The following is a 25866-nucleotide window of genomic DNA, read 5'->3' on the forward strand; positions in this document are numbered from 1 at the left end:
ACGGCAATGAACCTCAGTGCGTTTTGCGCACGATTTTCAACCGCATCCGGCCGGGGCAATGCTCATCGCAAGCGGAATCGCGTATCGGAACGCCGCCAGTTGATCTATTCTTATAGGCGCACGGAGTGCGGAAAAAGGGGCGGAGTCCAATGAAAAAGCAGGTTTATAACAGGAGTTATGTCACATGGCGGTAGGGATCCAGAGCAGAGGTTTCGCGCGTTGGTTGGCACCGGTATTGGCATTGTTGGTGGTCATGCAATTGACCGCCTGCGGCGATAAAGAGCCGGAACAGCGCAAAGCATTTATCGACTACTTACAGAATACCGTGATGCGCAGCGGGGCGAACATCCCCACGCTGAGCGAAGATCAGAAGCAGAAGTTCGGCAATTATGCCGGTGATTACGCGATTTTGGTCGGTTTTTCTCAGCAGTTGTCCAAGTCGGTCGGCGCCAGTCTGACGCCGGCGCTGGATCAGATTAACCAGATCCGCACCGCGCAGGATTACCTGAACAAACGCGATGCGCTGCAGCAATCGGTCGGGGCGTTGAACCTGCTGGGCCAGCAGATCCAGTCGGCCAAATCGCAAGCGGATACCGCCCGCGCGGCGCTGAAGCAGCCCGACGATCTGAAGGCGGTGTACAACCAGGCCTATGACAAGATCGTCACCGCACCGGCCAACGCCTTGATGCCGGCGATCCCGACTACCGCCAGCTTCGTGCAGGATCTGGTGCAGGTTGGCGATTTCCTGCAGAGCCAGGGCAATCAGGTCAGCTTTAATAACAACGGCGTGCAGTTCCGCACTGCGCAGCAGGTGGCGCAGTACAACACCATGATGTCGAATCTGGTGGCCAAACAACAAAACCTGCTGAATGCGCAGAAAACCATTCAAAGCGTGACGCAATAACGCATACATGCACGAAACAGGCCGGCAAGGCCGGCCTGTTTTATTTCCCCTCAGCGTTTCCAATAGCTTGCTGGTTTATTGCTCAGGCTTCTGTACTACACTTCAATTAATCCATTCATCAGGCAATGTAGTTTTCTTTCATTCATCACTTCGCTAGTTCCCGGTGGGATGAGTGCTCACAGGGAAGATCAAACAGAGCGTCGCGATCGGGCGCTGCAGCTAAAAATAAATTGTGATATTTGTCACAATTTAAAAACAAACCACCAAGTTAAAAATGTGACACGCATCACTTTATTGTGGATTTATAGGCGGTTTATTTCTCTCTGTGCTTTTTTTACACGCCATAAATGTGATCTTTATCACTATAAATGGTGGTTTGCTGGGGTGTTATATGTGACTTGTATCACAAAAAATCCGTGAAGTTCGCGTGACAAAAACAGCGTGATAGAGTCCGTTTCGCATACAGCGGTAACACGGCTGGATCGTCACAACAATAATCACGCGCTCTATTGTCAGCGCGTAACAATAGGGGTGTGTTTTATGTTTTCACCAGACATCAAGGTTAAAGTGCAAAACTTTGGCCGCTTCCTGAGCAACATGGTGATGCCCAACATCGGCGCCTTTATCGCCTGGGGGATTATCACCGCGCTATTCATTCCAACCGGCTGGCTGCCCAATGAAACCTTAGCCAAGCTGGTCGGCCCGATGATCACCTACCTGCTGCCATTGCTGATCGGTTATACCGGCGGGCGGCTGGTGGGCGGCGATCGCGGCGGCGTGGTCGGCGCCATCACCACCATGGGCGTCATCGTCGGCGCCGACATGCCGATGTTCCTCGGCTCGATGATCGCCGGCCCGCTGGGCGGCTGGGCTATCAAGCATTTCGACCGCTGGGTGGACGGCAAGATCAAAAGCGGCTTTGAAATGCTGGTGAACAACTTCTCCGCCGGCATCATCGGCATGTTGCTGGCGATCCTGGCCTTCCTGGGCATCGGGCCGCTGGTGGAGGTGCTGTCCAAGCTGCTGGCGGCGGGCGTGCACGTGATGGTGAAAAACAACCTGTTGCCACTGGCGTCCATTTTCGTTGAACCGGCGAAAATCCTGTTCCTGAACAACGCCATCAACCACGGCATCTTCTCGCCGCTGGGTATCCAGCAGGCCACGGAAGCCGGCAAATCGGTGTTCTTCCTGATCGAAGCCAACCCAGGCCCGGGCATGGGCGTACTGATGGCCTACATGTTCTTCGGCCGCGGCAGCGCCAAGCAATCCGCCGGCGGTGCGGCAATCATTCACTTCCTGGGCGGCATCCACGAAATCTACTTCCCTTACGTGCTGATGAACCCACGTCTGCTGCTGGCGGTGATCCTGGGCGGCATGACCGGCGTTTTCACCCTGACGATGCTGAACGGCGGCCTGGTTTCTCCTGCTTCTCCGGGTTCGATCCTGGCGGTGCTGGCGATGACGCCGAAAGGTGCCTACTTCGCCAACATTGCGGCGGTGTGCGCTGCTTTTGCCGTCTCCTTCGTGGTGTCCGCTTTCCTGCTGAAAACCTCCAAGGTGAAAGAGGATGACGATCTGGAAGCCGCAACCCGCCGCGTGCAGGAGATGAAATCGCAGTCCAAAGGCGGCGCAGCGGCGCCGGCATCGGTCGACGGCGATTTGAGCACCGTGCGCAAAATCATCGTCGCCTGCGATGCGGGCATGGGCTCCAGCGCCATGGGCGCCGGGGTGCTGCGCAAGAAAGTGGCCGACGCCGGGCTGAAGAACATCTCGGTGACCAACAGCGCCATCAACAGCCTGCCGGACGACGTGGATCTGGTGATCACCCACCGCGATCTGACCGAGCGCGCGATGCGCCACGCGCCGCAGGCCCAGCACATCTCGCTGACCAACTTCCTCGACAGCAAGCTGTACAGCGATCTGGTCGACCGTTTGGTGGCGGTCAACAAAACCACCGACAACCAGCAGAAGGTACTGGGCGCGCTGGACGACAGCTTCGAAGCCGGTGAGCCGAACCTGTTCAAGCTGAGCGAGAGCAACGTGTTCCTCAACCTGCAGGCCAGCGACAAAGAGCAGGCGATCCGTTTCGCCGGCGAGCAGCTGGTGAAAGGCGGCTACGTCGAGGCGGAGTACGTGCCGGCGATGCTGGAGCGCGAGAAACTCACCTCCACCTACTTGGGCGAGTCGATCGCCGTGCCGCACGGCACCATCGAGGCCAAGGACCGGGTGTTGCGCACCGGCGTGGTGTTCTGCCAGTACCCGCAGGGCGTGCGCTTCGGCGAGGAAGAGGATGAAGTGGCCCGCCTGGTGATCGGCATCGCCGCACGCAACAACGAGCATATCCAGGTGATCACCAGCCTGACCAACGCGCTGGATGACGAGAGCGTGATTGAGCGGCTGGCGAATACCACCAGCGTGCAGGAAGTGCTGGACCTGCTCGGCGGCAAAAAAGCCGGATAACAGAATCATTTTAAAGGGTGCAGCTTGCTGCACCCTTCGACATTAAGAAGGTAGAGTTATGAAAGCATTACATTTTGGCGCAGGGAACATCGGCCGCGGTTTTATCGGCAAGCTGCTGGCGGACGCAGGGGTTGAGCTGACCTTCGCCGACGTCAATCAAACGGTGCTGGATTTGCTGAACAGCCGTAAAAGCTACGCGGTGCACGTGGTGGGCGAGCAAGAACGCGTGGAGAGCGTCAACAACGTCAGCGCCGTCAACAGCGGCAGCGAGGCGGCGGTGGCGCTGATCGCCGAGGCGGATCTGGTGACCACCGCCGTTGGCCCGCAAATTCTTGCCAAAATAGCCGGCACGATCGCTAAAGGGTTGGTGCTGCGTCATCAGCAGGGCAATGTGCAGCCGCTGAACATCATCGCCTGCGAGAATATGGTGCGCGGCACCAGCCAGCTGAAGCAGCATGTGTTCGCCGCGCTGCCGCAGGACGAGCAGGTATGGGTTGAGCAGCACGTCGGCTTTGTCGATTCGGCGGTGGACCGCATCGTACCGCCGGCGGACAGCAGCGATCCGCTGGAAGTGACGGTGGAAACCTTCAGCGAATGGATCGTCGATCAGACCCAGTTCAAGGGGCAGCCTCCGGCGATCGCCGGCATGGAGCTGACCGACAACCTGATGGCGTTCGTCGAGCGCAAACTGTTCACCCTCAATACTGGCCACGCCATCACCGCCTACCTCGGCCAACGGGCCGGGCTGCAAACCATTCGCGACGCCATTCTCGACCCGGCGATCCGCCGCGTGGTGAAAGGGGCGATGGAAGAGAGCGGCGCGGTGCTGATCAAGCGCTACGGCTTCGACGCCGACAAGCACGCCGCCTACATCAACAAAATCCTCGGCCGCTTCGAAAACCCGTATCTGCACGACGACGTCGAGCGCGTGGGGCGCCAGCCGCTGCGCAAACTGAGCGCCGGCGATCGCTTGATCAAACCGCTGCTGGGCACGCTGGAATACGGCCTGCCGCACGCCAACCTGATTCAGGGCATCGCCGCCGCCATGAGTTACCGCAGCGAACAGGATCCGCAGGCGCAGGAGTTGGCAGAATTGCTGAACACGCTCGGGCCGAAAGCCGCGCTGGCGCAAATTTCCGGCCTGCCGGCGGAAAGCGAGGTTGTAGAAGAGGCCGTTGCTGTGTATAACGCCATGCACAAGTAGAATCGTGATGATGAACACCCGAGCGCAGCTTGCTGCGCTCCTGCAACCCGAGTTCGGCATCGACGGCCCTCCCCACGCCTTTCGAAAAGCGACGATGGAAGAAGCACAGGCATTTGAAAACCAGGTTCTGGAAAAGCTGAACGCGGGCAAAACGGTGCGCAGCTTCCTGATCGCAGCGGTAGAGCTGCTGGCGGAAGCGCTCAACGTGCTGGTGGTGCAGGTATTCCGCAAGGACGACTACGCGGTGAAATATGCCGTTGAACCGCTATTGTCCGGCAGCGGCCCGCTGGGGGAGCTGTCGGTGCGCCTGAAGCTGATGTACGGGCTGGGGGTGATTTCCCGCCACGAATATGAAGACGCCGAGCTGCTGATGGCGATGCGCGAAGAGCTGAACCACGATGGGTCGGAATACCGTTTCGTCGACGACGAAATCCTCGGGCCGTTCGGCGAGCTGCACTGCGTGGCCGCGCTGCCGCCGGTGCCGACCTTCCTGCAGCCGGGCGAGGCGGATGAAGCGCTGATCGCCATGCAGCGCCAGCGCTATCAGCAGATGGTGCGTTCCACCATGGTGCTGTCCATTACCGATCTGATCGCCGGCATCGGCGCCAAACAACCTTCCCGACTCTCTCCTCTCGGCCGCGGCTAAGCAAAGGCCGCGCGCCACTCGTCGAACAACAACCACAGCGCTGTGGCGGCCATCAGGCCGGACATCACGCCGTTGAAGGCGCGCAGCTTCCAGGTGACCCGCAGCGCGTCGCGCAACCGGTCGCCCAGCACCGCCCACAGCAGCACGCATGGCAGGTTCAGCAGCGCGAAACCGGCGATGATCGACAGCGTATGGACGAAGGTGGCGCCTTCGCGCGGGGTGAACAGGATCGCCACGTTGATCACCATCAGCCAGGCTTTGGGGTTGACCGCCTGAAACAGCGCGCCGTTGAGCAGGCTCATCGGCTGCGCCTGCTCTTTGGCGTCCGGCGAGGCCGCCTGGAACAGTTTCCAAGACAGCCACAGCAGGTAGGCGCAGCCGATCACTGCCAGCGGGAAGCGGATGACGCCGGCCCAGCTCAGCGCCAGCGCCAACAGCGGGATAATGATCGCCAGCTGCACCGCACAGCCGACGCAGATGCCGAACAACATCGGCAGGGTGCGGCGCAGGCCGAAGTTGACGCCCGACGAGGCCAACAGCAGGTTGTTGGGGCCGGGGGTAATCGACATGACGGTGACGTAGCTGACAAAGGCGGAGTCCAACATGGCAGGTTCCTTGAAAATGACGGTAATAACGAGAGGATCAGCTTAATCGTTGCGATAGGATGGTGACAGAACCACAAATCGGATATTGTCATGGTTACAGTTGTGCAAAATGTAAACTGTACCCATTGCCTGGAGAGAAACTGTGACCCTGCTTGATGAAACCCCGGATACCCGTTACCTGCAGCTGGCGGATACGCTGGCCGAGGCGATTCGCCGCGGCACGCTGCGGCCCGGCGACCGTTTGCCGTCGGTACGGCGTTGTGCGCAAACCCATCGCGTCAGTATCAATACGGTGGTATCGGCTTACCGCACGCTGGAGGATCGCGGGCTGATCGAAGCGCGACCGCAGTCGGGGTTTTACGTTCGCAGCACGCTGCCGGCGCTGAAGATGGCCTCGGCGCCCAGCGGGCGCATCGAACCGCCGGCGGACGACGTGCTGGCGCTGATCGACACGGTGTTTGCCGCCCAGCAAAACCCGGCTTTCACCAACATTGCGCTGGCCTGCCCGCAGACCAGCGACTTCTATCCCGGCGGCAAGCTGGGGCGCATGCTGTCCTCTCAGCTGCGCCGCCAGCCGGGTCTGATCGGGCAGTATCCGTTGCCGCCCGGCAGCCTGCGGCTGCGGCAGCAGATCGCCCGCCGCTCGATGACGCTGGGCATGCTGCTGGAGCCGGGTGACGTGGTGCTGACCCACGGCTGCATGGAGGCGCTGCAGCTGGCGCTGCGCGTCACCACCAAACCGGGCGACTGCGTCGGGTTGGAGTCGCCAACCTATTTCTATCTGCTGCCGCTGCTGGCCAGCCTGGGGCTGAAAGCGTTGGAAATTCCCACCGATCCGCAGCGGGGGTTGTCGCTGGACGCGCTGGAACTGCTATTGAATGAGAAGCGGCTGAACGCGGTGATCGCCATGCCGACGGTGCAAAACCCGCTGGGCTGCACCATGCCGCTGGCGGCGAAAAAGCGGCTGGCGCGGCTGATGAACGATCATCAGGTGCCGTTGATTGAAGACGGGCTGTATGCCGAGATCCAGTTCGGCGGCGCGCTGTCGCCGGCGGTGAAGGCGTTCGATCGCGACGGTTGGGTGCTGTTTTGCTCCAGCTTTACCAAAACGCTGGCGCCGGATTTTCGCGTCGGCTGGATCTGCGGTGGCCGTTTCCACGAGGCGTTGCGCAAGCTGAAGGCAGTATCGTCGATGTCCGAGTCGCAGCTGCTGTCGGAAACGCTGGCGACCTTCCTGGAAAGCGGCGGCTACGATCACCATTTGCGCAACCTGCGCAAGCGCTATGCGGCACAGGTCGACGAGGCGCGGGCGCTGATCGCCCGGCATTTCCCGCGCGGCACGCTGGCCACGCAGCCGGCGGGCGGCTTCGTGTTCTGGGTTGAGTTCCCTCCCGGCGTTGACAGCGTGGCGTTGTTCCACCAGCTGTTGGAAGAGCAGATCTGTTTGACGCCGGGCACCTTGTATTCCCCCAGCGGGCGCTACCGCAACGCGCTGCGGCTTTCCTGCTGCTACCCGTTCAACGCGCGCTACACCCAGGCGTTGGCCCGGCTCGGCGCCAGGGCCTGCGAGATGAGCGGCCTGCCGCCCGGCATTGCGCAGGACGGGTAACGGCGCGCGCCTTTTGCTACAATGCCGGTATCATTGATTAGCGTGCCATTTTGGGCACAAACGGGCAGAGACCATGAAAGAGAAAGAAAAGGCAGAGATCAAGCGCCTGAGCGACCTGCTGGACGCCTTGAACCACAAAGACACCACCGTGATCCAACAGGGCAACCCTGAGTTGATCGCACAGCACACCAAAGAGAAAGAGAAGCTGGCGACAGAGATTGAGCGTTTGAAAAACGTGCGCGGCGAGAAGCTGAGCGCCGAAGCGCAGAAGCTGAGCAAGCTGCCGTTCAGTCGCGAGATCACCAAGAAAGAACAGGCCGACATGGGGTCGCTGAAGAAAAGCGTGCGCGGGCTGATCGTGGTGCATCCGATGACCGCGCTGGGCCGCGAGATGGGCCTGAAAGCGGTCACCGGTTACGCCAAGAAAGCGTTCTGAACCCCCGGGCGTCAGGCCTTGGTGGTGAAATACGCCTTGGTCTGATAGGGCACGGTTACCGTGTCCTGGCCCCGCAGCTCCTCTTCTTCCGCCACCAGTTGGCGCAATTGATCGATAACCTGCTCCTGTTGCGGCTGCGGCAGCGCGGCGATAAAGCTGGTTGAACGCACCCGGTTGTAGATCACGTCCTCCACCGCGCCCCGGTGGCCCAGCATAAACACCTGCTCCTGCAGCGGTTCAAAGCCTTTGAACGGGAAGAACTTGCGCCATTCGCCGGTATAGAAACGCGGCGCATCGCCTTCGTGGCGATCGACGATCTGATTCAGTTTACGCACCCAGCCGACGCGCGCATCGCGCATGTTCCACACCAAACCGAGTTTACCGCCGGGCTTGAGGATGCGCTGGATTTCCGCCAGCGCCTGCGGCGTGGCGAACCAGTGGAAGGATTGGGCACATACCACCGCATCGACCGACTCGTCCGGCAACGGGATCGCCTCGGCGGTGCCCGCCAGCGTTTTTACCTGCGGCAGCGCCGCCGACAGTTTTTCCAGCATTTGCGGCACCGGTTCGACGGCGATCACCTGCGCGCCGGTTTCCAGCAGGCGCGGGGTGAACTTGCCGGTGCCGGCGCCGAGATCGATGACCGTCATGCCGGCGTGCAGGCCGATGGTCTCACGCAGCCAGACGGCGATTTCCGGCGGGTAATCCGGCCGGCCCTTCACATAGCGATCGGCGTTGGCCTGATAGCCCTCGGCGGCGGCGTGATGAATCGAATGGGTCGGGGTGGTCATATACCTGGCTCCTGGCTGAAAAAACGTGCGGCTACAGTATAGGCGGAAGAGTAGGGTTAACGCGGCATTCGGCGCACGTTTTTCATCTTTTCCACCCGCGATTTCAACGGCCGAGCAGGCGGCGATTGAAGTCCTCGAGGCGCCCTTCGGCAAGCCGCGTGAGCATGGTCTTGCTCCAGCTGGCGGAGAGGCCGGCTACCGCCAACAGGCGGCGATACTGTTCCGCGTCGAACGGCATGTGCCAGGCGATGGCGATGGCTTCGGCGACCGACACGTCGCTGTTACGCGCCGCCAGCTCCAGCGGACGATCGCCGCTGACCGCGCCGGGCGACACCACCCGATACAGCCAGCCGCAGCGACCGCTTTGTTGCATCAGCACCGAAATGTCCTCGATGGCGAAGTGATAATTGAGCTTGAAGCACGGTGAGCGCGGCTGGGTGACCTGGATCAGCGCTTCGCCCCAGCGGAAGATGTCGCCCATAAACACGTTGTGTTCGGTTAGCCCTTCGGTGGAGATATTCTCGCCGAAGGCCGGGGCGCAAAACTGCTCTGCCTGCGCCGGAAACTGCTCGCGCCAGTGGGCGTAATGCTCGCGCGGGTAGTGGCACAGCGCGCGATCCGGCCCGCCGTGGTAGCTTTTCTCCGCCTGTTCGTCGCCTTCCAGGCCGAGCGGCGTAAGCCGGATGGCGCCATCCACCTGGCGTTTGGCGATGGCGCTGGGGCGCCCGCCCTCATAAGGTTGAATATTGCCGATGTAAACGTCTGGGTGATGCATGTGCGCCTCCGTGTCTCGCGTCGAGGGCTCAGCATAGCCTGAGTTGATGTCGTACACTACCCGGCATTTTCCTGTACGGAAGGATGTGTTTTTCCTGTCTATAGTTAGGCCTTTATCGTCGAGAAAAAGCCATGCGTTTCATCGTATTGAGGCATGCAGAATCAGAATGGAACCACTCAGGGATTATTCAGGGGCGAAGTGACAGTCCGCTGACAGAGGAGGGGCACCGTCAAATCGCTGCGCTTGGCGCCCGGTTGCAGATGTTATCGCTCACTTTGCTGGTCAGTTCACCGGCCGGCCGGGCGTGTGCGACGGCGGAGACGCTGGCGCAGAGATGTGGCTGCGCTGTACAAACGGATGAACGCTTGCAGGAGCAAGATTTTGGCCGGCTGGAAGGGTTATCTTATGCGCAGGCCATACGCGATTATCCCGAAGCGACGCAATGTATCTTTGCCGGCAAGGCAGAGGCGTCGGCGCCGGGAGGGGAGAATGCTTATGAGGTTGCCTGGCGCATGATGGCTTGCCTGTCCGATCTGGCTGTCGATGGACAAAATCAAACGCTTGGTGTTGTTACGCACGGCCATGCGCTGCAGGCGCTGATTTGGTGGCTTAAAGGGGCTGACCCGCAGGAAGACCTTCGCAGATACGGTCATCGCAATTGCGGTTACGCCATGCTTGATGTGACCGCCGCTGGTTTTAATTTGTTGAATTGGGGGGTAGCAACTCACTTGTTGCCGCAAAGATAGGGCGAGGAACAGATGTCCCTCGCCTGAGAGATCAGAAGGTGGTCCAGTTCTCTTCCGCTGCGGCGTTGGCAGCCGCGGGTTTTACCGCCGGCGCTTTCGGCGCGGCGGCTTTCACGGCGGCGGGTTCGGTCTGTTCCGCCAAACGGAACACCGAGACGCTCTGCAGCAGCATGTCCGCCTGTTCTTCCAGCGAATCGGCGGCGGCGGCGGACTCTTCCACCAGCGCGGCGTTCTGCTGGGTGGTGTGGTCCATCTCGACGATCGCCTGGCCAATCTGGGCGATGCCGCGCGTCTGCTCATCGGAGGCGGCGGCGATTTCAGCCATGATGTCGCGCACGTGGGTGACCGAGCGGACGATCTGTTCCATGGTGTTGCCGGTGCTTTCTACCAGTTCGGTGCCGGTTTTCACCCGGCTGACCGATTCGGCGATCAGCCCCTCGATCTCCTTGGCCGCCTGGGCGCTGCGGCTCGCCAGGCTGCGCACTTCGCTGGCGACCACCGAGAAGCCGCGGCCCTGTTCGCCGGCGCGCGCCGCTTCCACCGCAGCGTTGAGCGCAAGGATGTTGGTCTGGAAGGCAATGCCGTTGATCAGGGTAGTAATTTCGGCGATACGCTGCGAACTGCTGGAAATATCGCGCATGGTGCTGACCACGTTTTCCACCAGCTTGCCGCCCTGCTGTGCGGTCTGCGAAGCGTCGGTGGCCAGCTGATTGGCGTGATGGGCGTTGTCGGCGTTCTGTTTCACCGTGGCGGTCAGTTGCTCCATGCTGGCGGCGGTTTCCTCGACCGCCGCCGCCTGCTGCTCGGTGCGGGAGGAGAGGTCGGTGTTGCCGGCGGCGATTTCCGCTGAGGCGGTGGAGACCTGGCTGACTCCCATCTGAATCTTCTCAATCATGGTGCGCAGGTTTTGGCTCATGGCCGCCACCGCGTTCAGCAACTGCCCCAGCTCATCGCGGCGGGTGCTGGTCTGCGCCTGGCGCAGGTCGCCGCCGGCGATGCGTTCCGCCATGGCCAGCGTGCTGTGCAGCGGACGGGTGATCTGCAGCGTGATGCGCCAGGCGATAAGTACCCCGGCGATGATGGCGATCAGGGTGGTGATGCCCATCTGCAGCTGCGCCAGATTGATGTTGTTGCGCGTTTGCACCAGCTCGTCCTGCATAAATGCGTTCACCAGCGTGCCGATCTCTTGCGCGCGTTCGCCGAGCTGCCGGCTGATCTGCTGCTCGTGCTCATAGGCCGGCAGGTAGGCCGCGATGCGGTTTTTGTAATCGTCCAGGGCGGCCAGCAGCGGTTGCAGCTGCGGGCGTTGCGCGTCGCTGACCCTGCGGCTCAGGGCGTTGGCCGCGTCGCGCGCGTCGTCGATGGCCGCCATCAGCGGCCCTTCGGTTTCCTTGTTCAGGCTCAGCAGCAGGCCGCGCGCGCCGTAGCGCACCTGGGTCAGCTTCTGGTTCAACTGGATGAAGGCCAGCTGCAGATCGCCATTGGTCAGCTGGCGCTCCACCTGGCTCAGGCTGGCCTGCACTTCCGACATGTTCCAGCTCTGGCGCACCGCGTCTTTCGCTGTGACCGCCTGCTCAAAGATTTTTTGCTGCTGCTGATATTCCCCGATCAACGTCACCAGACGCTGCAGATCCTTGCGGCTTTGGGCGTCCCAGTTCAGCGCCTGCGCCTGGTCTATCAGTTTGACGGCGTTTTCAATATTGGCGCGGTTGTTCTGCAGATACTCCGGTTGGTAGGTCTGGCCGTACATGGCGCGGTTGTATTTGGCCTGGTTGATCTCCTCGTTCAGCCGGTTGCTGAAGTCGATGCGATCGGCGCGCGATTCGATGATATGCAGATATTGCGCCCCGGTGCCGGCGATGACGACCGCCAACAGCAGCAACAGCGCGAAGCCGAGGCCGAGCTTTTTACCTACGGTGAGATGTGTGAACTTTCCTGCCAATGCTTGCAATGCCGCCATAGCGCTTTTCCTTCTCCGGGCGAACGTCAATTGAACAAACCATCGGCAAGAAGTGGTCAAACTTTAGCGGATTTCAGGCAAAAAAATACCCGCCGGTGGCGGGCATCTTAATCAGCGGGGCGAATTACTTCTTCGCGGCGAAGCGTGCGGCGGCTTCATCCCAGTTGACCACGTTCCAGAACGCCTTGATGTAGTCAGGACGTTTGTTCTGATATTTCAGGTAGTAAGCGTGTTCCCACACGTCCAGGCCGATGATTGGGAAACCGGAAGCGCCGGCGACGGCTTCGCCCATCAGCGGGCTATCCTGGTTGGCGGTAGACACCACGGCCAGTTTGCCGTCTTTCAGCACCAGCCAGGCCCAACCGGAACCGAAGCGGGTGGCTGCGGCTTTCTCGAACTCTTCCTGGAATTTCTCAACGCTGCCGAAATCGCGCTCGATGGCCGCTTTCAGATCGCCGCCCAGCGTGGTGCCGGTTTTCAGGTTTTTCCAGAAGAAGCTGTGGTTGGCGTGGCCGCCGGCGTTGTTGCGCATGAAGGTGCGTTTGTCGGCAGGCACCTTATCCAGATCCTGGATCAGCTCTTCAACGCTGTATTTGGCCAGCTCAGGGTAGGCTTCCAGCACGGTGTTGGCATTGTTGACGTAGGTCTGGTGGTGTTTGGTGTGATGGATTTCCATCGTCTGCTTGTCGAAATGCGGTTCCAGTGCGTCGTAAGCGTACGGCAGGGATGGCAGTGAATAACTCATAATCATCATCTCCAGTGGTGTATGGGCGGCGCAAAGGGCGAGCACCGCGTAAGCAGTCGGATCATTATAGTTAATTAAATGATATTGAAAATGATTATCAATGCCCTGTGAACTGTGTGGTTAATGAACAAATCGCTGCGCTAACATACTGATAGAAGAGGGCGGCGGGTGGCCGCGTCAAGCCGTCGCCCCGGCGCGTGGGTTACTCTCTATACTGTAGGAAGCGCCAACGCCGAAATGTATCGAAATGTGCCAAAGCGTTCACTGAATGAGCACGAGTGTGTAACAACCACAAGCACGCTGTGGTAATATGGCCGGCGTTCGTAGCAAGCATAACAACAGTGACATTCGCGTTTGCCGCGCTAGCGGGGCAGGCGCATTTGAACAATGTGACAATCGAGAGTGAAAGGAGACCCCCATGCAGGTCAGCAGAAGGCAGTTCTTTAAGATCTGCGCTGGCGGTATGGCAGGAACGACGGTAGCCGCGCTGGGCTTTGCCCCCGAAGTGGCGTTGGCGGAAACCCGGCAGTACAAACTGCTGCGCGCCCGCGAGACCCGTAATACCTGTACGTATTGTTCCGTCGGCTGTGGGCTGTTGATGTACAGCCTTGGTGATGGCGCCAAAAACGCCAAAGAAAGCATTTTCCATATCGAAGGGGATCCGGATCATCCGGTAAACCGCGGCGCGCTTTGCCCGAAAGGCGCCGGCCTGGTTGACTTCATCCACAGCGAAAGCCGCCTCAAGTACCCGGAATACCGGGCGCCAGGGTCGGACAAATGGCAGCGCATCAGCTGGGACGACGCCTTTACCCGCATCGCCAAGCTGGTGAAAGAAGACCGTGACGCCAACTTCATCAAAACCAACGACCAGGGCGTTACCGTCAACCGTTGGCTGACCACCGGCATGCTGTGCGCCTCGGCCGCCAGCAACGAAACCGGTTTTCTGTCGCAAAAATTTAGTCGCGCTCTCGGCATGCTTGCCGTAGACAACCAGGCGCGTGTCTGACACGGACCAACGGTAGCAAGTCTTGCTCCAACATTTGGTCGCGGTGCGATGACCAACCACTGGGTTGATATCAAGAACGCGAATTTGATTATCGTCATGGGCGGTAATGCGGCGGAAGCGCATCCGGTGGGGTTCCGCTGGGCGATGGAAGCCAAAATACACAACAATGCCAAGCTGATCGTGATCGATCCGCGCTTTACCCGAACCGCATCGGTGGCGGACTTCTACACGCCGATCCGCTCCGGGACCGACATCGCTTTCCTGTCGGGCGTGTTGCTGTATCTGATGACCAACAACAAGTTCAACCGCGAATACGTCGAGGCCTACACCAACGCCAGCCTGCTGGTGCGGGAAGACTTTGCCTTCGAAGACGGTTTGTTCAGCGGCTATGACGCGGAAAACCGCAAGTACGACAAAACCACCTGGAACTACCAGTTCGACGAGAACGGCTTTGCCAAGCGCGACGTCACGCTGCAGGATCCGCGCTGCGTGTGGAACATGCTGAAACAGCACGTGAGCCGCTACACGCCTGACGTGGTGACCAACATCTGTGGCACGCCGAAGGACGATTTCCTCAAGGTGTGCGAATACATCGCCGAAACCTGCGTCGCGGATAAAACCGCTTCGTTCCTGTACGCCCTGGGCTGGACTCAGCACTCGGTCGGCGCGCAGAACATCCGTACCATGGCGATGATCCAGCTGCTGCTCGGCAACATGGGCATGGCGGGCGGCGGCGTCAACGCGCTGCGCGGCCACTCCAACATCCAGGGGCTGACCGATCTCGGCCTGCTGTCGCAGAGCCTGCCGGGCTACCTGACGCTGCCGTCGGAGAAACAGACCGATCTCGAGACCTACCTGAAGGCCAACACGCCGAAGGCGCTGCTGCCGGGCCAGGTGAACTACTGGGGCAACTATCCGAAATTCTTCGTCAGCATGATGAAGACCTTCTACGGCGACAAGGCGCAGAAGGACAACAGTTGGGGCTTTGACTGGTTGCCGAAGTGGGACAAAGGCTACGACGTGCTGCAGTACTTCGAGATGATGGCGCAGGGCAAGGTCAACGGCTACTTCTGCCAGGGCTTTAACCCGGTGGCGTCGTTCCCGAACAAAAACAAGGTGGTGGCTTCGCTGTCCAAGCTGAAGTTCCTGGTGACCATCGATCCGTTGAACACCGAGACCTCCAACTTCTGGCAGAACCACGGCGAGTTCAACGACGTCGATTCGTCGCAGATCCAGACCGAAGTGTTCCGCCTGCCGTCTACCTGCTTCGCCGAAGAGAACGGCTCGATCGTCAACTCCGGCCGCTGGCTGCAGTGGCACTGGAAAGGCGCAGACGCCCCGGGTGAAGCGCTGAACGACGGCGAGATCCTGGCGGGCATCTTCAGCCGCCTGCGCGAAATGTATGCGCGCGACGGCGGTGCGGTGCCGGAACAGGTGCTGAACATGCGCTGGGACTACCTGACGCCGGACAACCCGTCGCCGGAAGAGGTGGCGCAGGAAAACAACGGTAAGGCGCTGGCGGATCTGCTGGATGCCGACGGCAAAGTGCTGGTGAAAAAAGGCGAGCTGCTCAGCTCGTTCGCGCAGCTGCGCGACGACGGCACCACCGCCAGCGGCTGCTGGATCTTCGCCGGCAGCTGGACGCCGGCCGGCAACCAGATGGCGCGGCGCGACAACGCCGATCCGTCCGGCCTCGGCAATACGTTGGGCTGGGCCTGGGCATGGCCGCTCAACCGCCGCATTCTGTACAACCGCGCCTCGGCGGACCCGCAGGGTAAACCGTGGGATCCGAAACGCCAGCTGCTGGAGTGGGACGGCGCCAAGTGGGTTGGGGCCGATATCCCGGACTACAGCACCGCCGCGCCGGGCAGCGACGTCGGGCCGTTCATCATGCAGCCGGAAGGCATGGGCCGCCTGTTCGCCACCGACAAGATGGCGGAAGGGCCGTTCCCTGAACACTACGAGCCGTTCGAAACGCCGCTCGGCACCAACCCGCTGCACCCGAACGTGGTGTCCAACCCGGCGGCGCGCGTGTTCAAGGACGATCTGGCGGCGATGGGCAAATCCGACAAGTTCCCTTACGTCGGCACCACCTATCGTCTGACCGAGCACTTCCACTACTGGACCAAGCACGCGCGGCTGAACGCCATCGCGCAGCCGGAGCAGTTCGTGGAGATCGGCGAGAAGCTGGCGGAGAAGAAAGGCATCAAGCAGGGCGACACCGTGAAGGTCAGCTCCAACCGCGGCTACATCAAGGCCAAGGCGGTGGTGACCAAGCGTATTCGTACGCTGCAGGTGCACGGCCAGGAAGTCGACACCATCGGTATCCCGATCCACTGGGGTTACGAAGGGGTGGCGAAGAAAGGCTTTATCGCCAACACGCTGACGCCGTTCGTCGGCGACGCCAATACGCAAACGCCGGAATTCAAGGCGTTCCTGGTCAACGTGGAAAAGGTGTAACGGAGACGAATTATGGCCATGCAATCTCAAGACATCATTCGTAAATCCGCCACCAATGGTTTCACGCCGGCGCCGCGCGCCCGTGACCACCAGGAAGAAGTGGCCAAACTGATCGATGTCACCACCTGTATCGGCTGCAAGGCCTGTCAGGTGGCCTGTTCCGAATGGAACGACATCCGCGACGAAGTGGGGCACAACGTCGGGGTGTACGATAACCCCGCCGATCTGACCGCCAAGTCGTGGACGGTGATGCGCTTCTCCGAGGTGGAGGAAAACGGCAAGCTGGAATGGCTGATCCGCAAGGATGGCTGCATGCACTGCGCCGATCCGGGCTGCCTGAAGGCCTGCCCGTCGGAAGGCGCGATCATTCAGTACGCCAACGGCATCGTCGACTTCCAGTCCGAGCACTGCATCGGCTGCGGCTACTGCATCGCCGGCTGCCCGTTCGACGTGCCGCGCATGAACAAGGACGACAACCGGGTGTACAAGTGCACCCTGTGCGTCGACCGCGTGGACGTCGGCCAGGAACCGGCCTGCGTGAAAACCTGCCCGACCGGCGCGATTCACTTCGGCACCAAGGAAGCGATGAAGCAGGTGGCGGCGGATCGCGTCAGCGAGCTGAACACCCGCGGCTACCAGAATGCCGGTCTGTACGATCCGGCAGGGGTGGGCGGCACGCACGTGATGTACGTGCTGCACCACGCCGACAAACCGCAGCTGTATCACGGTTTGCCGGACAACCCGAGCATCAGCCCGGCGGTGACCTTCTGGAAGGGTGTGTGGAAACCCCTGGCGGCCATCGGTTTTGCCGCCACCTTCGCGGCCAGCGTGTTCCACTATGTCGGCGTCGGGCCTAACCGCGTCGAGGATGAGGACGAGCACGACGAGTCGCACGACGAGGAGACGCGCAAATGAGAAAGGAAAAGCCCATTCAGCGTTACAGCGCACCGGAGCGCATCAACCACTGGATCGTGGCGTTCTGCTTCGTGTTCGCCGCCATCAGCGGGCTGGGGTTCTTCTTCCCCTCCTTCAACTGGCTGATGAACATCTTCGGGACGCCGCAGCTGGCGCGCATTCTGCACCCGTTTGTCGGGGTGATCATGTTTGCCGCGTTCCTGCTGATGTTCCTGCGCTACTGGAAGCATAACCTGATCAACCGGGAAGATATCGTCTGGGCCAAGAACATCCACAAAATCGCCATGAACGAGGAAGTGGGTGATACCGGGCGCTATAATTTCGGCCAGAAGTGCGTGTTCTGGGCGGCGATTATCAGCCTGGTGCTGCTGCTGGCCAGCGGCGTGGTGATCTGGCGGCCGTATTTTGCGCCGTCGTTCTCCATCCCGCTGATCCGCATCGCGCTGCTGGTGCATTCGCTGGCCGCGGTCGGCCTGATTATCGTGATTATGGTGCACATTTACGCCGCATTGTGGGTAAAAGGCACCATTACCGCGATGGTGGAAGGCTGGGTGCCGGCGGCCTGGGCCAAGAAACATCATCCGCGCTGGTACCGTGAGGTCCGCGAGAAACGACAGGAAGATAAACCCTGATGAGTATCCGCATCGTTCCTAAAGAGCAGTTAGGGGCACAGCGTGAGAAGTCCACAACGGCGGAGAACATCCCGCCGTTACTTTTCGCCAACCTGAAAAGCCTGTACAGCCGCCGCGCCGATCGTCTGCGTCAGCTGGCGGTCGACAATCCGCTGGGCGACTACCTGAACTTCGCCGCCGAGCTGGCGCAGGCGCAGCAGCATGCGCTGCACGATAACCCGCTGGAGCTCGATCTGAGTGAAGCGCTGGCGCAGGGCGCCGCCAGCGGCAAACCGCCGCTCGATCTGAGCGTGTTCCCGCGCAGCGAGCACTGGCGCAAGCTGCTGACGTCGCTGATCGCCGAGCTGCGTCCGCAGGCGCCGGAGCATATCCTGACGGTGCTGGACAACCTGGAGAAAGCCTCAGCGCACGAGCTGGAAATGATGGCCGACGCCTTGCTCAACCGCGAGTTCGGCAAGGTGGGCAGCGAGAAGGCGCCGTTCCTCTGGGCCGCGCTGTCGCTCTACTGGGCGCAGATGGCCAGCCTGATCCCCGGCAAGGCGCGCGCCGAATACGGCGAGCAGCGCCAGTTCTGCCCGGTGTGCGGCAGTATCCCGGTCTCCAGCATGGTGCACATCGGCACCGTCAACGGCCTGCGCTACCTGCACTGCAACCTGTGCGAAAGCGAATGGCACGTGGTGCGGGTGAAATGCAGCAACTGCGAACAGACCCGCGATCTCAACTACTGGTCGCTGGACAGCGAACAGGCGGCGGTGAAAGCGGAGAGCTGCGGCGACTGCGGCACTTACCTGAAGATTCTCTATCAGGAAAAAGACCCTCAGGTCGAAGCGGTGGCCGACGATCTGGCTTCGCTGGTGCTGGACGCCCGCATGGAAGAAGAAGGCTTCGGTCGCAGCAGCATCAATCCGTTCCTGTTCCCCGCGGAGTAACCGCCCGGCCCCGTTCGCGCGGGGCCGGACAAGCAATTTCAGAACGGGCTTCTGGCATTCGCCCGGGCGAGTTGCTACGTTTAGGCCATAACGCGCCAAGCGAAAGGAACCACGATGTTAAACACCCTGGCAAAACTGACCGCGGTCGCCGTGCTGGCGATGGGACTGGCGGCCTGCGACAACAAAGACGACACCAAACCGGCGGTACCGCCACCGGACACCAAGCCGACAGTGACGCAGCCCGCACCACCGCCGCCGCCTGCGCCGGTAGAAACCCCGCCCGCGCCGCCGGGGCTGAGCGTGTCGCTGCAGAAGGGTAAAATCACCTTCGAGCTGCCGCCGGGATTTAGCGATCAGACGCTGAACAGCGGCATCATCAACGACAGCACCTCCACCATTCAGCGTTTCCTTGACGGCAAGTCGCGGCAGAGCGCGGTCTCGTCCGAAGTGATCCCGCCGGACGACATGAAGCTCAACACCAGCGACAAAATGCTGAAAGAGCTGGCGCAGAGCGCCATCACGGTGCTGGCCGAGCGCTATCAGAATATCCAGACCACCAAAGAAGAGAACTTCACCGTCGGCAAACAGAAGTTTCGCCGGGTGGATACCGAGCAGACCGTCAACGGGCAAAAAGTGGTGTCCACGCTGGTGTTGACGGTGTTCAACAAGCGGGTGGTGACGCTGCAAATGCTGTCGCCGGCCAAAACGCCGGAAGTGCATCAGGCGCTGGTGCAGCGGATTATCGATACCCTGGCGGTGAAGTAAGGGCGCCGCAGCCAGGACGAAGCGGAGGAGAACGGATGAAGCTTATCGGCAGTTACACCAGTCCCTTTGTGCGCAAGATTTCCGTGATGCTGCTGGAGAAGGGGATCGCGTTCGAATTCGTCAACGATCCGCCGTATGAGCCCGGCAGCCGAGTGAAGGAGCTGAACCCGCTCGGCAAGGTGCCGGTGCTGATCGCCGATGACGGCGAGGTGTTCTACGACTCGCCGGTGGTGGCCGAATATCTCGAGCTGCTGGCGGTGGAACCGGCGTTTTTGCCGGCCGATCGCGCCGCCGCGTTGCGCGTCCGCCAGGTGGCTGCGTTGGCGGACGGCGTGACCGAAGCGGCGGCGACCCTGTTTCGCGAAAGCCGGCGCGCGCCGGAAAAGCAGGATGAAAACTGGATGCTGCGCCAGCGTGACAAGCTGACGCACGGGTTGGATGCGCTGGAGGCGCTGGCGCGGGAAAAAACGTGGCTCAATGCCGAGCGGCTGACGCTGGCGGATATCGCCACCGGCTGCGCGCTGGGCTACCTCAATTTTCGCCGCATCCTGCCCAACTGGTGCGTCGAGCGTCCGGCGCTGGTCAAGCTGGCCGAACGTTTGTTCGCCCGCGAAAGCTTCGCCCGCACCTCGCCACCCTGAGCTTTTTTCTTCCCCGCCGCGGCGGGGTTTTGCTATGCCGATACGTCTAAACTGAAAACCGAGCGACCATGAGCACTGAATCCCACCTTCTTTACAGCCAACTGCCCGCCATCGACCGTCTGCTGCGTGAACCCGCGATTGAACCGCTGGTGGCGCAGCATGGCCAGACGCTGATCGGCGAACTGCTGCGCCGGCTGCAGGCCCAGGCGCGCGACGCGATCAGGCAACAGCAACGTTTACCCGCCTGGTGCGACGACTGGCCGCAGGCGCTCCGGGCGGAGCTGGCCCGGCAGCAACGCCCGGCTTTGCTGCCGGTGTTCAATCTCAGCGGCACCGTGCTGCACACCAACCTCGGGCGCGCCCTGCTGGCGCAGCCGGTGAAGGAGGCGGTGAACGCAGTGATGGGGGAAGCGGTGACGCTGGAGTACGATCTGGACGGCGCCGGGCGCGGCCATCGCGATCGGGCGGTGGCGGATCTGCTGTGCCGGCTGACCGGCGCGGAAGACGCCTGCATCGTCAATAACAACGCGGCGGCGGTGCTGCTGATGCTGGCGGCGATCGCCCCCGGCAAAGAGGTGGTGGTATCGCGCGGCGAGCTGGTTGAGATCGGCGGCGCGTTCCGCATACCCGACGTGATGCGTCAGGCCGGCTGCCAATTGGTGGAGGTCGGCACTACCAACCGCACCCATCTGAAAGATTATCGCCACGCCATCAATGAGCAGACCGGCCTGTTGATGAAGGTGCACACCAGCAACTACAGCATTCAGGGCTTTACCGCGGCGGTCGACGAGGCCGAATTGGCGTTGCTCGGGGCCGAACAGGGCGTGCCGACCGCCACCGACCTGGGCAGCGGCTCGCTGATCGACATGGCGCAGTACGGCCTGCCCGCCGAACCGATGCCGCAGCGGCTGCTGGCCGCCGGCGTCGATTTGGTGACGTTCTCCGGCGACAAGCTGCTGGGCGGCCCGCAGGCCGGCATCATCGTCGGCAAAAAGGCGCTGATCGCCCGCCTGCAACAGCATCCGCTCAAGCGCGCGCTGCGCGTCGGCAAGCTGACGCTGGCGGCCCTGGAGGCCACGCTGCGGCTCTATCTGCAGCCGGAGAAGCTGGCTGAGCAGCTGCCGACGCTGCGGCTGCTGACCCGCCCGCAGCAGGAGATGCAACAAGCGGCCGAGCGGCTGCTGGCGGCGCTGGCGCCGCAGTTCAGCGCCGATTTCGACCTGCGTGCCGAACCGTGCTGGTCGCAGATTGGCAGCGGTTCGCTGCCGGTGGATCGCCTGCCCAGCTATGCGCTGACCTTCACGCCGCGCGACGGCCGCGGCGCCACGCTGGAAGCGTTGGCCGAGCGCTGGCGCCGCCTGCCGCAACCGGTGATCGGCCGCCTCGGCGACGGCCGGCTGTGGCTGGATCTGCGCTGTCTGGAACAGGAAGGAGCGCTGATCGAAGCGCTGAGCGCCTCATGATCATCGCCACCGCCGGCCATGTCGATCATGGCAAAACGACCCTGCTGCAGGCGATCTCCGGGATCAACGCGGATCGCCTGCCGGAAGAGAAACGCCGCGGCATGACCATCGATCTGGGCTACGCCTACTGGCCGCAGCCGGATGGCCGGGTGCTGGGCTTTATCGACGTGCCCGGCCACGAGAAGTTCCTCGCCAACATGCTGGCGGGCGTCGGTGGCATCGACCATGCATTGCTGGTGGTGGCCTGCGACGACGGCGTGATGGCGCAAACCCGCGAGCATCTGGCGATCCTGCGCCTGAGCGGACGCCCGGCGCTGACGGTGGCGCTGACCAAGGCCGACCGGGTGGACGCGGCGCGTGTCGACGAGGTACGCCGCCAGGTGCGTGGCGAACTGGCACGCCAGGGCTGGCCCGATGCGCCGCTGTTTATTACCGCGGCGGCGGCGGGAGAGGGCATCGAGGCGCTGCGCGCGCATTTGCAGGCGCTGCCCTCCGGCGAGCATGCGCTGACGCGCCGTTTTCGCCTGGCGGTAGACCGTGCGTTCAGCGTCAAAGGGGCGGGGCTGGTGGTGACCGGCACCGCGCTCGGTGGCCGGGTGCAGGTGGGGGATACGCTGTGGCTGACCGGCGCCGACGCGCCGGTGCGGGTGCGTGGCCTGCACGCCCAAAATCAGAGCGTGGAACAGGCGCAGACCGGGCAACGTATCGCGCTGAACATCAGCGGCGATGTCGATAAAGACCGGATCGCGCGCGGCGACTGGCTGCTGGCGCAGCGCCCGCCGGAGGCGGCGGAACGCATTCTGGTGGCGCTGGAAGCGGATCAGCCGATCCGCCATTGGCAGCCGCTGCATCTGCACCATGCCGCCAGCCACATCACCGGGCGCATTTCGCTGCTGAACGACGGGCTGGCGGAACTGATCCTCGATCGTCCGCTGTGGCTGGCGGAGAACGATCGGCTGGTGCTGCGCGATATCGGCGCGCGGCAAACGCTGGGCGCGGCCCGGGTGCTCAGGCTGAGCGCGCCCAAACGCGGCAAGCGCCGGCCGGACTATTTGGCATGGCTGCAGGCCCTGACGCAGGCGCAAGACGATGCGCAGGCGCTGGCGCTTGAGCTGCCGCACGGCGCGCTGCCGTTGGCGGCGTTCGCCTGGGCGCGTCAGTTGACCGACGATGGCCTGGCGGCACTGCTGGCGAACCGCGATCTGCTGATCGTCGGTGACCGGGCGCTGGCGCAGGAGCAGGTGCAACAGGCGGAGAGCCGGCTGCTGCAGGTGCTGGCGGAGTACCACCAACAGCACGCAGACCAGCTGGGGTTAGGGCGCGCCCGCCTGCGGCGCATGGCCCTGCCTCAGCAGCCGGAAGCGTTGGTGTTTATGATGATCGATCGGCTGCTGAAGGCCGGTGCGCTGCGCAATACGCGCGGCTGGCTACACCTGCCGGAACACGGCCTGGCATTCAGTGCCGAAGAGGCGCCGCTGTGGGCGCGCATCGAACCGCTGTTCGGCGACGAGCCGTGGTGGGTACGCGATCTGGCGAGTGAGTTGGGCGAGGAGGAGAGCCGGGTGCGGACGCTGCTGCGCAAGGCGGCCCAGCTGGGCCATGTGACGGCGGTGGTGGTGGATCGCTATTACCTCAGCCGACGCATCGATCAGTTCGCGGCGCTGATCCGCGAGCTGGATGCGGAGCGGGGCGGCGCCAACGCCGCCGACTTCCGCGATCGGCTCGGCGTCGGGCGCAAGCTGGCGATCCAGGTGCTGGAGTTCTTCGATCGCAGCGGTTTTACCCGCCGCAAGGGCAACGAGCATCTGCTGCGCGACGGCGGGTTGTTCGGCAACTGATTGCGTGTTTTTTGTTCTCTGATGGCGGTATAATCAGCTTTAATCACTTTGATTGATGTTGATTGTACTGAGGAGCAATACGATGAATACGAAAGTCATCACCGCTCATGTGCCGCTGCCTTTGGCTGAAAAGGTGGATGAAATGGCCGCCAAACTTGAACGTTCACGGGGATGGATAGTGAAGCAAGCCCTCGCAGCCTGGCTTGAGCAAGAGGAAGAGCGCCGTCGATTAACGCTGGCGGCGCTGGCCGATGTCGAGCAGCAAAACGTCATCGATCATGAGTCGGTAGAAGCCTGGGCTGCCAGCCTGGACAGTGACGAGCCGCTGCCGGTACCGCGCTGATGGAGTTAAAATGGACGAGTAAGGCGCTATCGGATTTGGCGCGTTTGTTTGAGTTTCTTGCCTTGGCTAACCGTACTGCGGCAGCGAATTCGGTGAAGGCCTTGGTCGCTGCGCCTAAAGCGTTGCTTGATAATCCTCGCCTGGGTGAAAGACTGGATGAGTTTTTACCGCAGGAAGTGAGGCGTATTCTGGTCGGCCGTTATGAGATACGTTACCAGGTGCAGCCGGCAACGATTTATGTTCTGCGTATTTGGCATACCCGCGAAGAGCGATAGGCCGAATTCCCCTATCCGATAAACCTGACGGCGGCCCGGCTCACGTCGGGCGTCTGGGCGGTGAGAAACGCCTGTAAACGTTCGATCAGCGGCCGCTTCGCCGACTCCGCCGGCCAAACCAGATAATAACCGTCGCCGGTGCGCACGGCGGCGTCACAAGGCAGCGCCAATAACCCTTCCTCAATGGTCTGCAGGCTCAGCGCCAGATCGCCGATCGAGACACCGTGCCCGGCGATGGCCGCCGCATTGCCCTGTTCCAGCGAATCAAATACCTGGCCGCGTGCAAGATCGAGCGGGGCCGCGATGCCGCTTTTTTGCAGCCAGCGCCGCCAGTCGCGCCGATCGGGCGAAGGGTGGATCAGCGGGCAGGCGGCGAGATCGCGCCGTCCGTCGGCGAGCAGCGCAGGGGCGCAAATCGGGATTAGCCATTCGTCGAACAGCTTGGCGGCGGCGGTAGCGGCGCCAAAATGACCGTTGCCGAGCAGGATGGCGCAGTCGTAGGGTTCGCTGAAAAAATCCACGCTGTCGATGTCCATCCAGACGCTGGTTGCCTGCACGTCGAACGCCTGCGTCGTTTGCCGGAACCGGCTCAGGCAGTCCAGCAGCCAGCGCATAGTCAGGGTGGAGGGCGCCTTCAGCCGCAGCAGATCGCGGTGGCTTCTGAACAGCTCGCAGGCTTGCTCGATGCGGCCAAACCCTTGCTGCAGCTCGGCGGCGAAGATTTTCCCCTGTGGCGTGACCTCGATACGCGGGCCGTTGCGCTGGAACAGCCGGCAGCCGAAGTGCTGCTCCAGCGTTTTGATGTGCTTGCTGACGGCGCTGGGGGTGAGATGCAGCTCCTCGGCGGCCAGTGTGAACGAGCCGGTGCGGGCGGCGCTTTCGAAGGCGCGCAGGGCGTAAAGCGGCGGAAGGGAACTGGCCATCGCGGCGTCTCTAATAATGAGTCTGATTCACAGTAAACGACAGGATTACTCCTTTTTCAAGGCGGGGGCGGCGGCATGATAATGGCACGACGCCAACTGACTGAATGTGAGTGAAATAAAGATGAACCTGTCGTTATTGGCGGCGTATTTCGCCGCCATTTTTTTGCTGATCGCCACGCCGGGGCCGGTGGTGGTGATGGTGGCCAACACCGCAGCGCGCTTTGGCGCCCGGCGCGCGCTGTTGACCGCGTTGGGCAGCAACTGGGCCTCCTTGTTGCTGATCGGTATCGCCGCGCTGATTATCACCGGTCTGTTCGCCGTGGATATGCACATGCTGCAGTGGGTAGGCCTGCTTGGTTGCCTGTTTATCGGCCGTATGGCGATCGTTTCGCTGTATGAGGATTTATCCGCACGAACCCCCAATGCGCAGCCCGTTGCGCCGCCGCAAAAACGCTCGGCGATCGTGAACGGTTTTCTGGTGGGCATCGCCAATCCCAAAGACATTATCTTTTTCGTCGCCTTTTTCCCACAGTTCATCGCCGTCACCCCCTCGATCGGCGTCAGCCTGACGCTGCTGACCGTGCTGTGGGTGCTGGCGGACTTCGCCATCTTGCTGGCCTATATCACTCTGCTGTCGGGGACGGCATTGCAGCGCGCGCGGCGGGCGATCTCTGTCCTGTCGGCGTTGCTGCTGTTGGTGGTGGCTGTGGTGGGAGCGGGATATGCGCTGTGGGGGCTTCTCGGCTGAAGCCGTATAAAAAACGCCGGTCGGGAAACCGGACCGGCGTTTTATCG

General features: G+C 61.8%; 24 protein-coding genes. 18 read left to right on the forward strand and 6 right to left on the reverse strand.

Going from position 1 to position 25866, the window contains the following annotated elements:
• Positions 1-184: 184 nt before the first annotated feature.
• The 4 genes from EGY12_RS07620 to EGY12_RS07635 all read left to right on the forward strand — a co-directional run bounded on the left by EGY12_RS07620 (position 185) and on the right by EGY12_RS07635 (position 5214).
• Positions 185-904, forward strand: coding sequence for a DUF3053 domain-containing protein (locus tag EGY12_RS07620; protein ID WP_049200646.1), 720 nt, complete (start codon positions 185-187; stop codon positions 902-904).
• A gap of 540 nt (positions 905-1444) precedes the next feature.
• A complete protein-coding gene (locus tag EGY12_RS07625) occupies positions 1445-3364 on the forward strand; it encodes a PTS mannitol transporter subunit IICBA (protein ID WP_123893036.1) in 1920 nt (639 codons plus the stop codon).
• A 58-nt stretch (positions 3365-3422) separates the two neighbouring features.
• Positions 3423-4568 (forward strand): mannitol-1-phosphate 5-dehydrogenase, encoded by a 1146-nt coding sequence (locus EGY12_RS07630; RefSeq protein WP_123893037.1) that lies wholly within the window; start codon positions 3423-3425, stop codon positions 4566-4568.
• 94 nt (positions 4569-4662) lie between these two features.
• Positions 4663-5214 (forward strand): MltR family transcriptional regulator, encoded by a 552-nt coding sequence (locus tag EGY12_RS07635; protein WP_016929575.1) that lies wholly within the window; start codon positions 4663-4665, stop codon positions 5212-5214.
• On the opposite strand, the gene EGY12_RS07640 is transcribed toward EGY12_RS07635, so the two are convergent.
• Positions 5211-5819 carry a LysE family translocator gene (locus EGY12_RS07640; protein WP_123893038.1) on the reverse strand — a complete coding sequence of 203 codons (609 nt, stop codon included), beginning with the start codon at positions 5817-5819 and terminating at the stop codon, positions 5211-5213. The two genes, EGY12_RS07635 and EGY12_RS07640, sit on opposite strands and share 4 nt — an antisense overlap.
• Before the next feature lie 142 nt (positions 5820-5961).
• Between EGY12_RS07640 and EGY12_RS07645 the strand changes: the two genes are divergently transcribed.
• A complete protein-coding gene (locus EGY12_RS07645) occupies positions 5962-7428 on the forward strand; it encodes a PLP-dependent aminotransferase family protein (RefSeq protein WP_123893039.1) in 1467 nt (488 codons plus the stop codon).
• 73 nt (positions 7429-7501) lie between these two features.
• Positions 7502-7864, forward strand: coding sequence for a YibL family ribosome-associated protein (locus EGY12_RS07650; RefSeq protein ID WP_123893040.1), 363 nt, complete (start codon positions 7502-7504; stop codon positions 7862-7864).
• 11 nt (positions 7865-7875) lie between these two features.
• Here the strand turns inward: EGY12_RS07650 and EGY12_RS07655 are convergent, their stop codons facing one another.
• Positions 7876-8655, reverse strand: a complete 780-nt coding sequence (locus tag EGY12_RS07655) for a class I SAM-dependent methyltransferase (RefSeq protein ID WP_123893041.1) — start codon at positions 8653-8655, stop codon at positions 7876-7878.
• Between the two features lie 103 nt (positions 8656-8758).
• On the reverse strand, positions 8759-9430 hold the full coding sequence (gene yiiM, locus EGY12_RS07660; protein ID WP_025304787.1) for a 6-hydroxyaminopurine reductase: 672 nt from the start codon (positions 9428-9430) through the stop codon (positions 8759-8761).
• Positions 9431-9561: 131 nt separating this feature from the next.
• On the opposite strand from yiiM, the gene EGY12_RS07665 reads away from it, so the two are divergent.
• A complete protein-coding gene (locus EGY12_RS07665; RefSeq protein ID WP_123893042.1) occupies positions 9562-10176 on the forward strand; it encodes a histidine phosphatase family protein in 615 nt (204 codons plus the stop codon).
• Between the two features lie 31 nt (positions 10177-10207).
• Here EGY12_RS07665 and EGY12_RS07670 read toward each other — a convergent pair whose 3' ends face one another.
• Together EGY12_RS07670 and sodA are read right to left on the reverse strand one after the other, a co-directional pair.
• Positions 10208-12136: a methyl-accepting chemotaxis protein gene (locus EGY12_RS07670; protein WP_123893043.1), complete on the reverse strand. Its 1929-nt coding sequence runs from the start codon at positions 12134-12136 to the stop codon at positions 10208-10210.
• 124 nt (positions 12137-12260) lie between these two features.
• Positions 12261-12881 (reverse strand): superoxide dismutase [Mn], encoded by a 621-nt coding sequence (sodA, locus tag EGY12_RS07675; RefSeq protein WP_004934003.1) that lies wholly within the window; start codon positions 12879-12881, stop codon positions 12261-12263.
• A gap of 418 nt (positions 12882-13299) precedes the next feature.
• Here sodA and fdnG point away from each other — a divergent pair, with 418 nt between their 5' ends.
• The 10 genes from fdnG (at position 13300) to EGY12_RS07730 (ending at position 24148) form a co-directional block, all read left to right on the forward strand.
• Complete coding sequence (gene fdnG, locus EGY12_RS07685; protein ID WP_148085315.1) at positions 13300-16347, forward strand: formate dehydrogenase-N subunit alpha; 3048 nt, start codon at positions 13300-13302, stop codon at positions 16345-16347.
• 12 nt (positions 16348-16359) lie between these two features.
• Positions 16360-17262: a formate dehydrogenase subunit beta gene (gene fdxH, locus EGY12_RS07690; RefSeq protein WP_004934014.1), complete on the forward strand. Its 903-nt coding sequence runs from the start codon at positions 16360-16362 to the stop codon at positions 17260-17262.
• The gene (fdoI, locus tag EGY12_RS07695) at positions 17259-17894 is read left to right on the forward strand and encodes a formate dehydrogenase cytochrome b556 subunit (RefSeq protein WP_004934017.1); all 636 of its coding nucleotides are present in this window, start codon (positions 17259-17261) and stop codon (positions 17892-17894) included. The genes fdxH and fdoI overlap by 4 nt, the downstream gene beginning before the upstream one ends.
• Positions 17894-18823 (forward strand): formate dehydrogenase accessory protein FdhE, encoded by a 930-nt coding sequence (gene fdhE / locus EGY12_RS07700; RefSeq protein ID WP_123893045.1) that lies wholly within the window; start codon positions 17894-17896, stop codon positions 18821-18823. Before fdoI ends, fdhE begins: the two co-directional genes overlap by 1 nt.
• Positions 18824-18937: 114 nt before the next feature.
• Positions 18938-19588, forward strand: a complete 651-nt coding sequence (locus EGY12_RS07705) for a DcrB-related protein (RefSeq protein WP_049274320.1) — start codon at positions 18938-18940, stop codon at positions 19586-19588.
• Positions 19589-19623: 35 nt separating this feature from the next.
• Complete coding sequence (locus tag EGY12_RS07710) at positions 19624-20229, forward strand: glutathione S-transferase (protein ID WP_123893046.1); 606 nt, start codon at positions 19624-19626, stop codon at positions 20227-20229.
• 68 nt (positions 20230-20297) lie between these two features.
• Positions 20298-21692, forward strand: a complete 1395-nt coding sequence (gene selA, locus EGY12_RS07715) for an L-seryl-tRNA(Sec) selenium transferase (RefSeq protein WP_123893047.1) — start codon at positions 20298-20300, stop codon at positions 21690-21692.
• Positions 21689-23530, forward strand: coding sequence for a selenocysteine-specific translation elongation factor (gene selB / locus EGY12_RS07720; protein ID WP_123893048.1), 1842 nt, complete (start codon positions 21689-21691; stop codon positions 23528-23530). Before selA ends, selB begins: the two co-directional genes overlap by 4 nt.
• A gap of 82 nt (positions 23531-23612) precedes the next feature.
• Positions 23613-23873 (forward strand): CopG family ribbon-helix-helix protein, encoded by a 261-nt coding sequence (locus tag EGY12_RS07725; protein WP_033639076.1) that lies wholly within the window; start codon positions 23613-23615, stop codon positions 23871-23873.
• The gene (locus EGY12_RS07730; RefSeq protein WP_033636570.1) at positions 23873-24148 is read left to right on the forward strand and encodes a type II toxin-antitoxin system RelE/ParE family toxin; all 276 of its coding nucleotides are present in this window, start codon (positions 23873-23875) and stop codon (positions 24146-24148) included. The genes EGY12_RS07725 and EGY12_RS07730 overlap by 1 nt, the downstream gene beginning before the upstream one ends.
• An 11-nt stretch (positions 24149-24159) precedes the next feature.
• Here EGY12_RS07730 and EGY12_RS07735 read toward each other — a convergent pair whose 3' ends face one another.
• Positions 24160-25071: a LysR family transcriptional regulator gene (locus EGY12_RS07735; RefSeq protein WP_123893049.1), complete on the reverse strand. Its 912-nt coding sequence runs from the start codon at positions 25069-25071 to the stop codon at positions 24160-24162.
• A 121-nt stretch (positions 25072-25192) separates the two neighbouring features.
• Between EGY12_RS07735 and EGY12_RS07740 the strand changes: the two genes are divergently transcribed.
• Complete coding sequence (locus tag EGY12_RS07740; RefSeq protein WP_123893050.1) at positions 25193-25819, forward strand: LysE family translocator; 627 nt, start codon at positions 25193-25195, stop codon at positions 25817-25819.
• The last annotated feature ends 47 nt before the right edge of the window (positions 25820-25866 follow it).

Source organism: Serratia sp. FDAARGOS_506, from assembly GCF_003812745.1.
Classification (GTDB): Bacteria; Pseudomonadota; Gammaproteobacteria; order Enterobacterales; family Enterobacteriaceae; genus Serratia.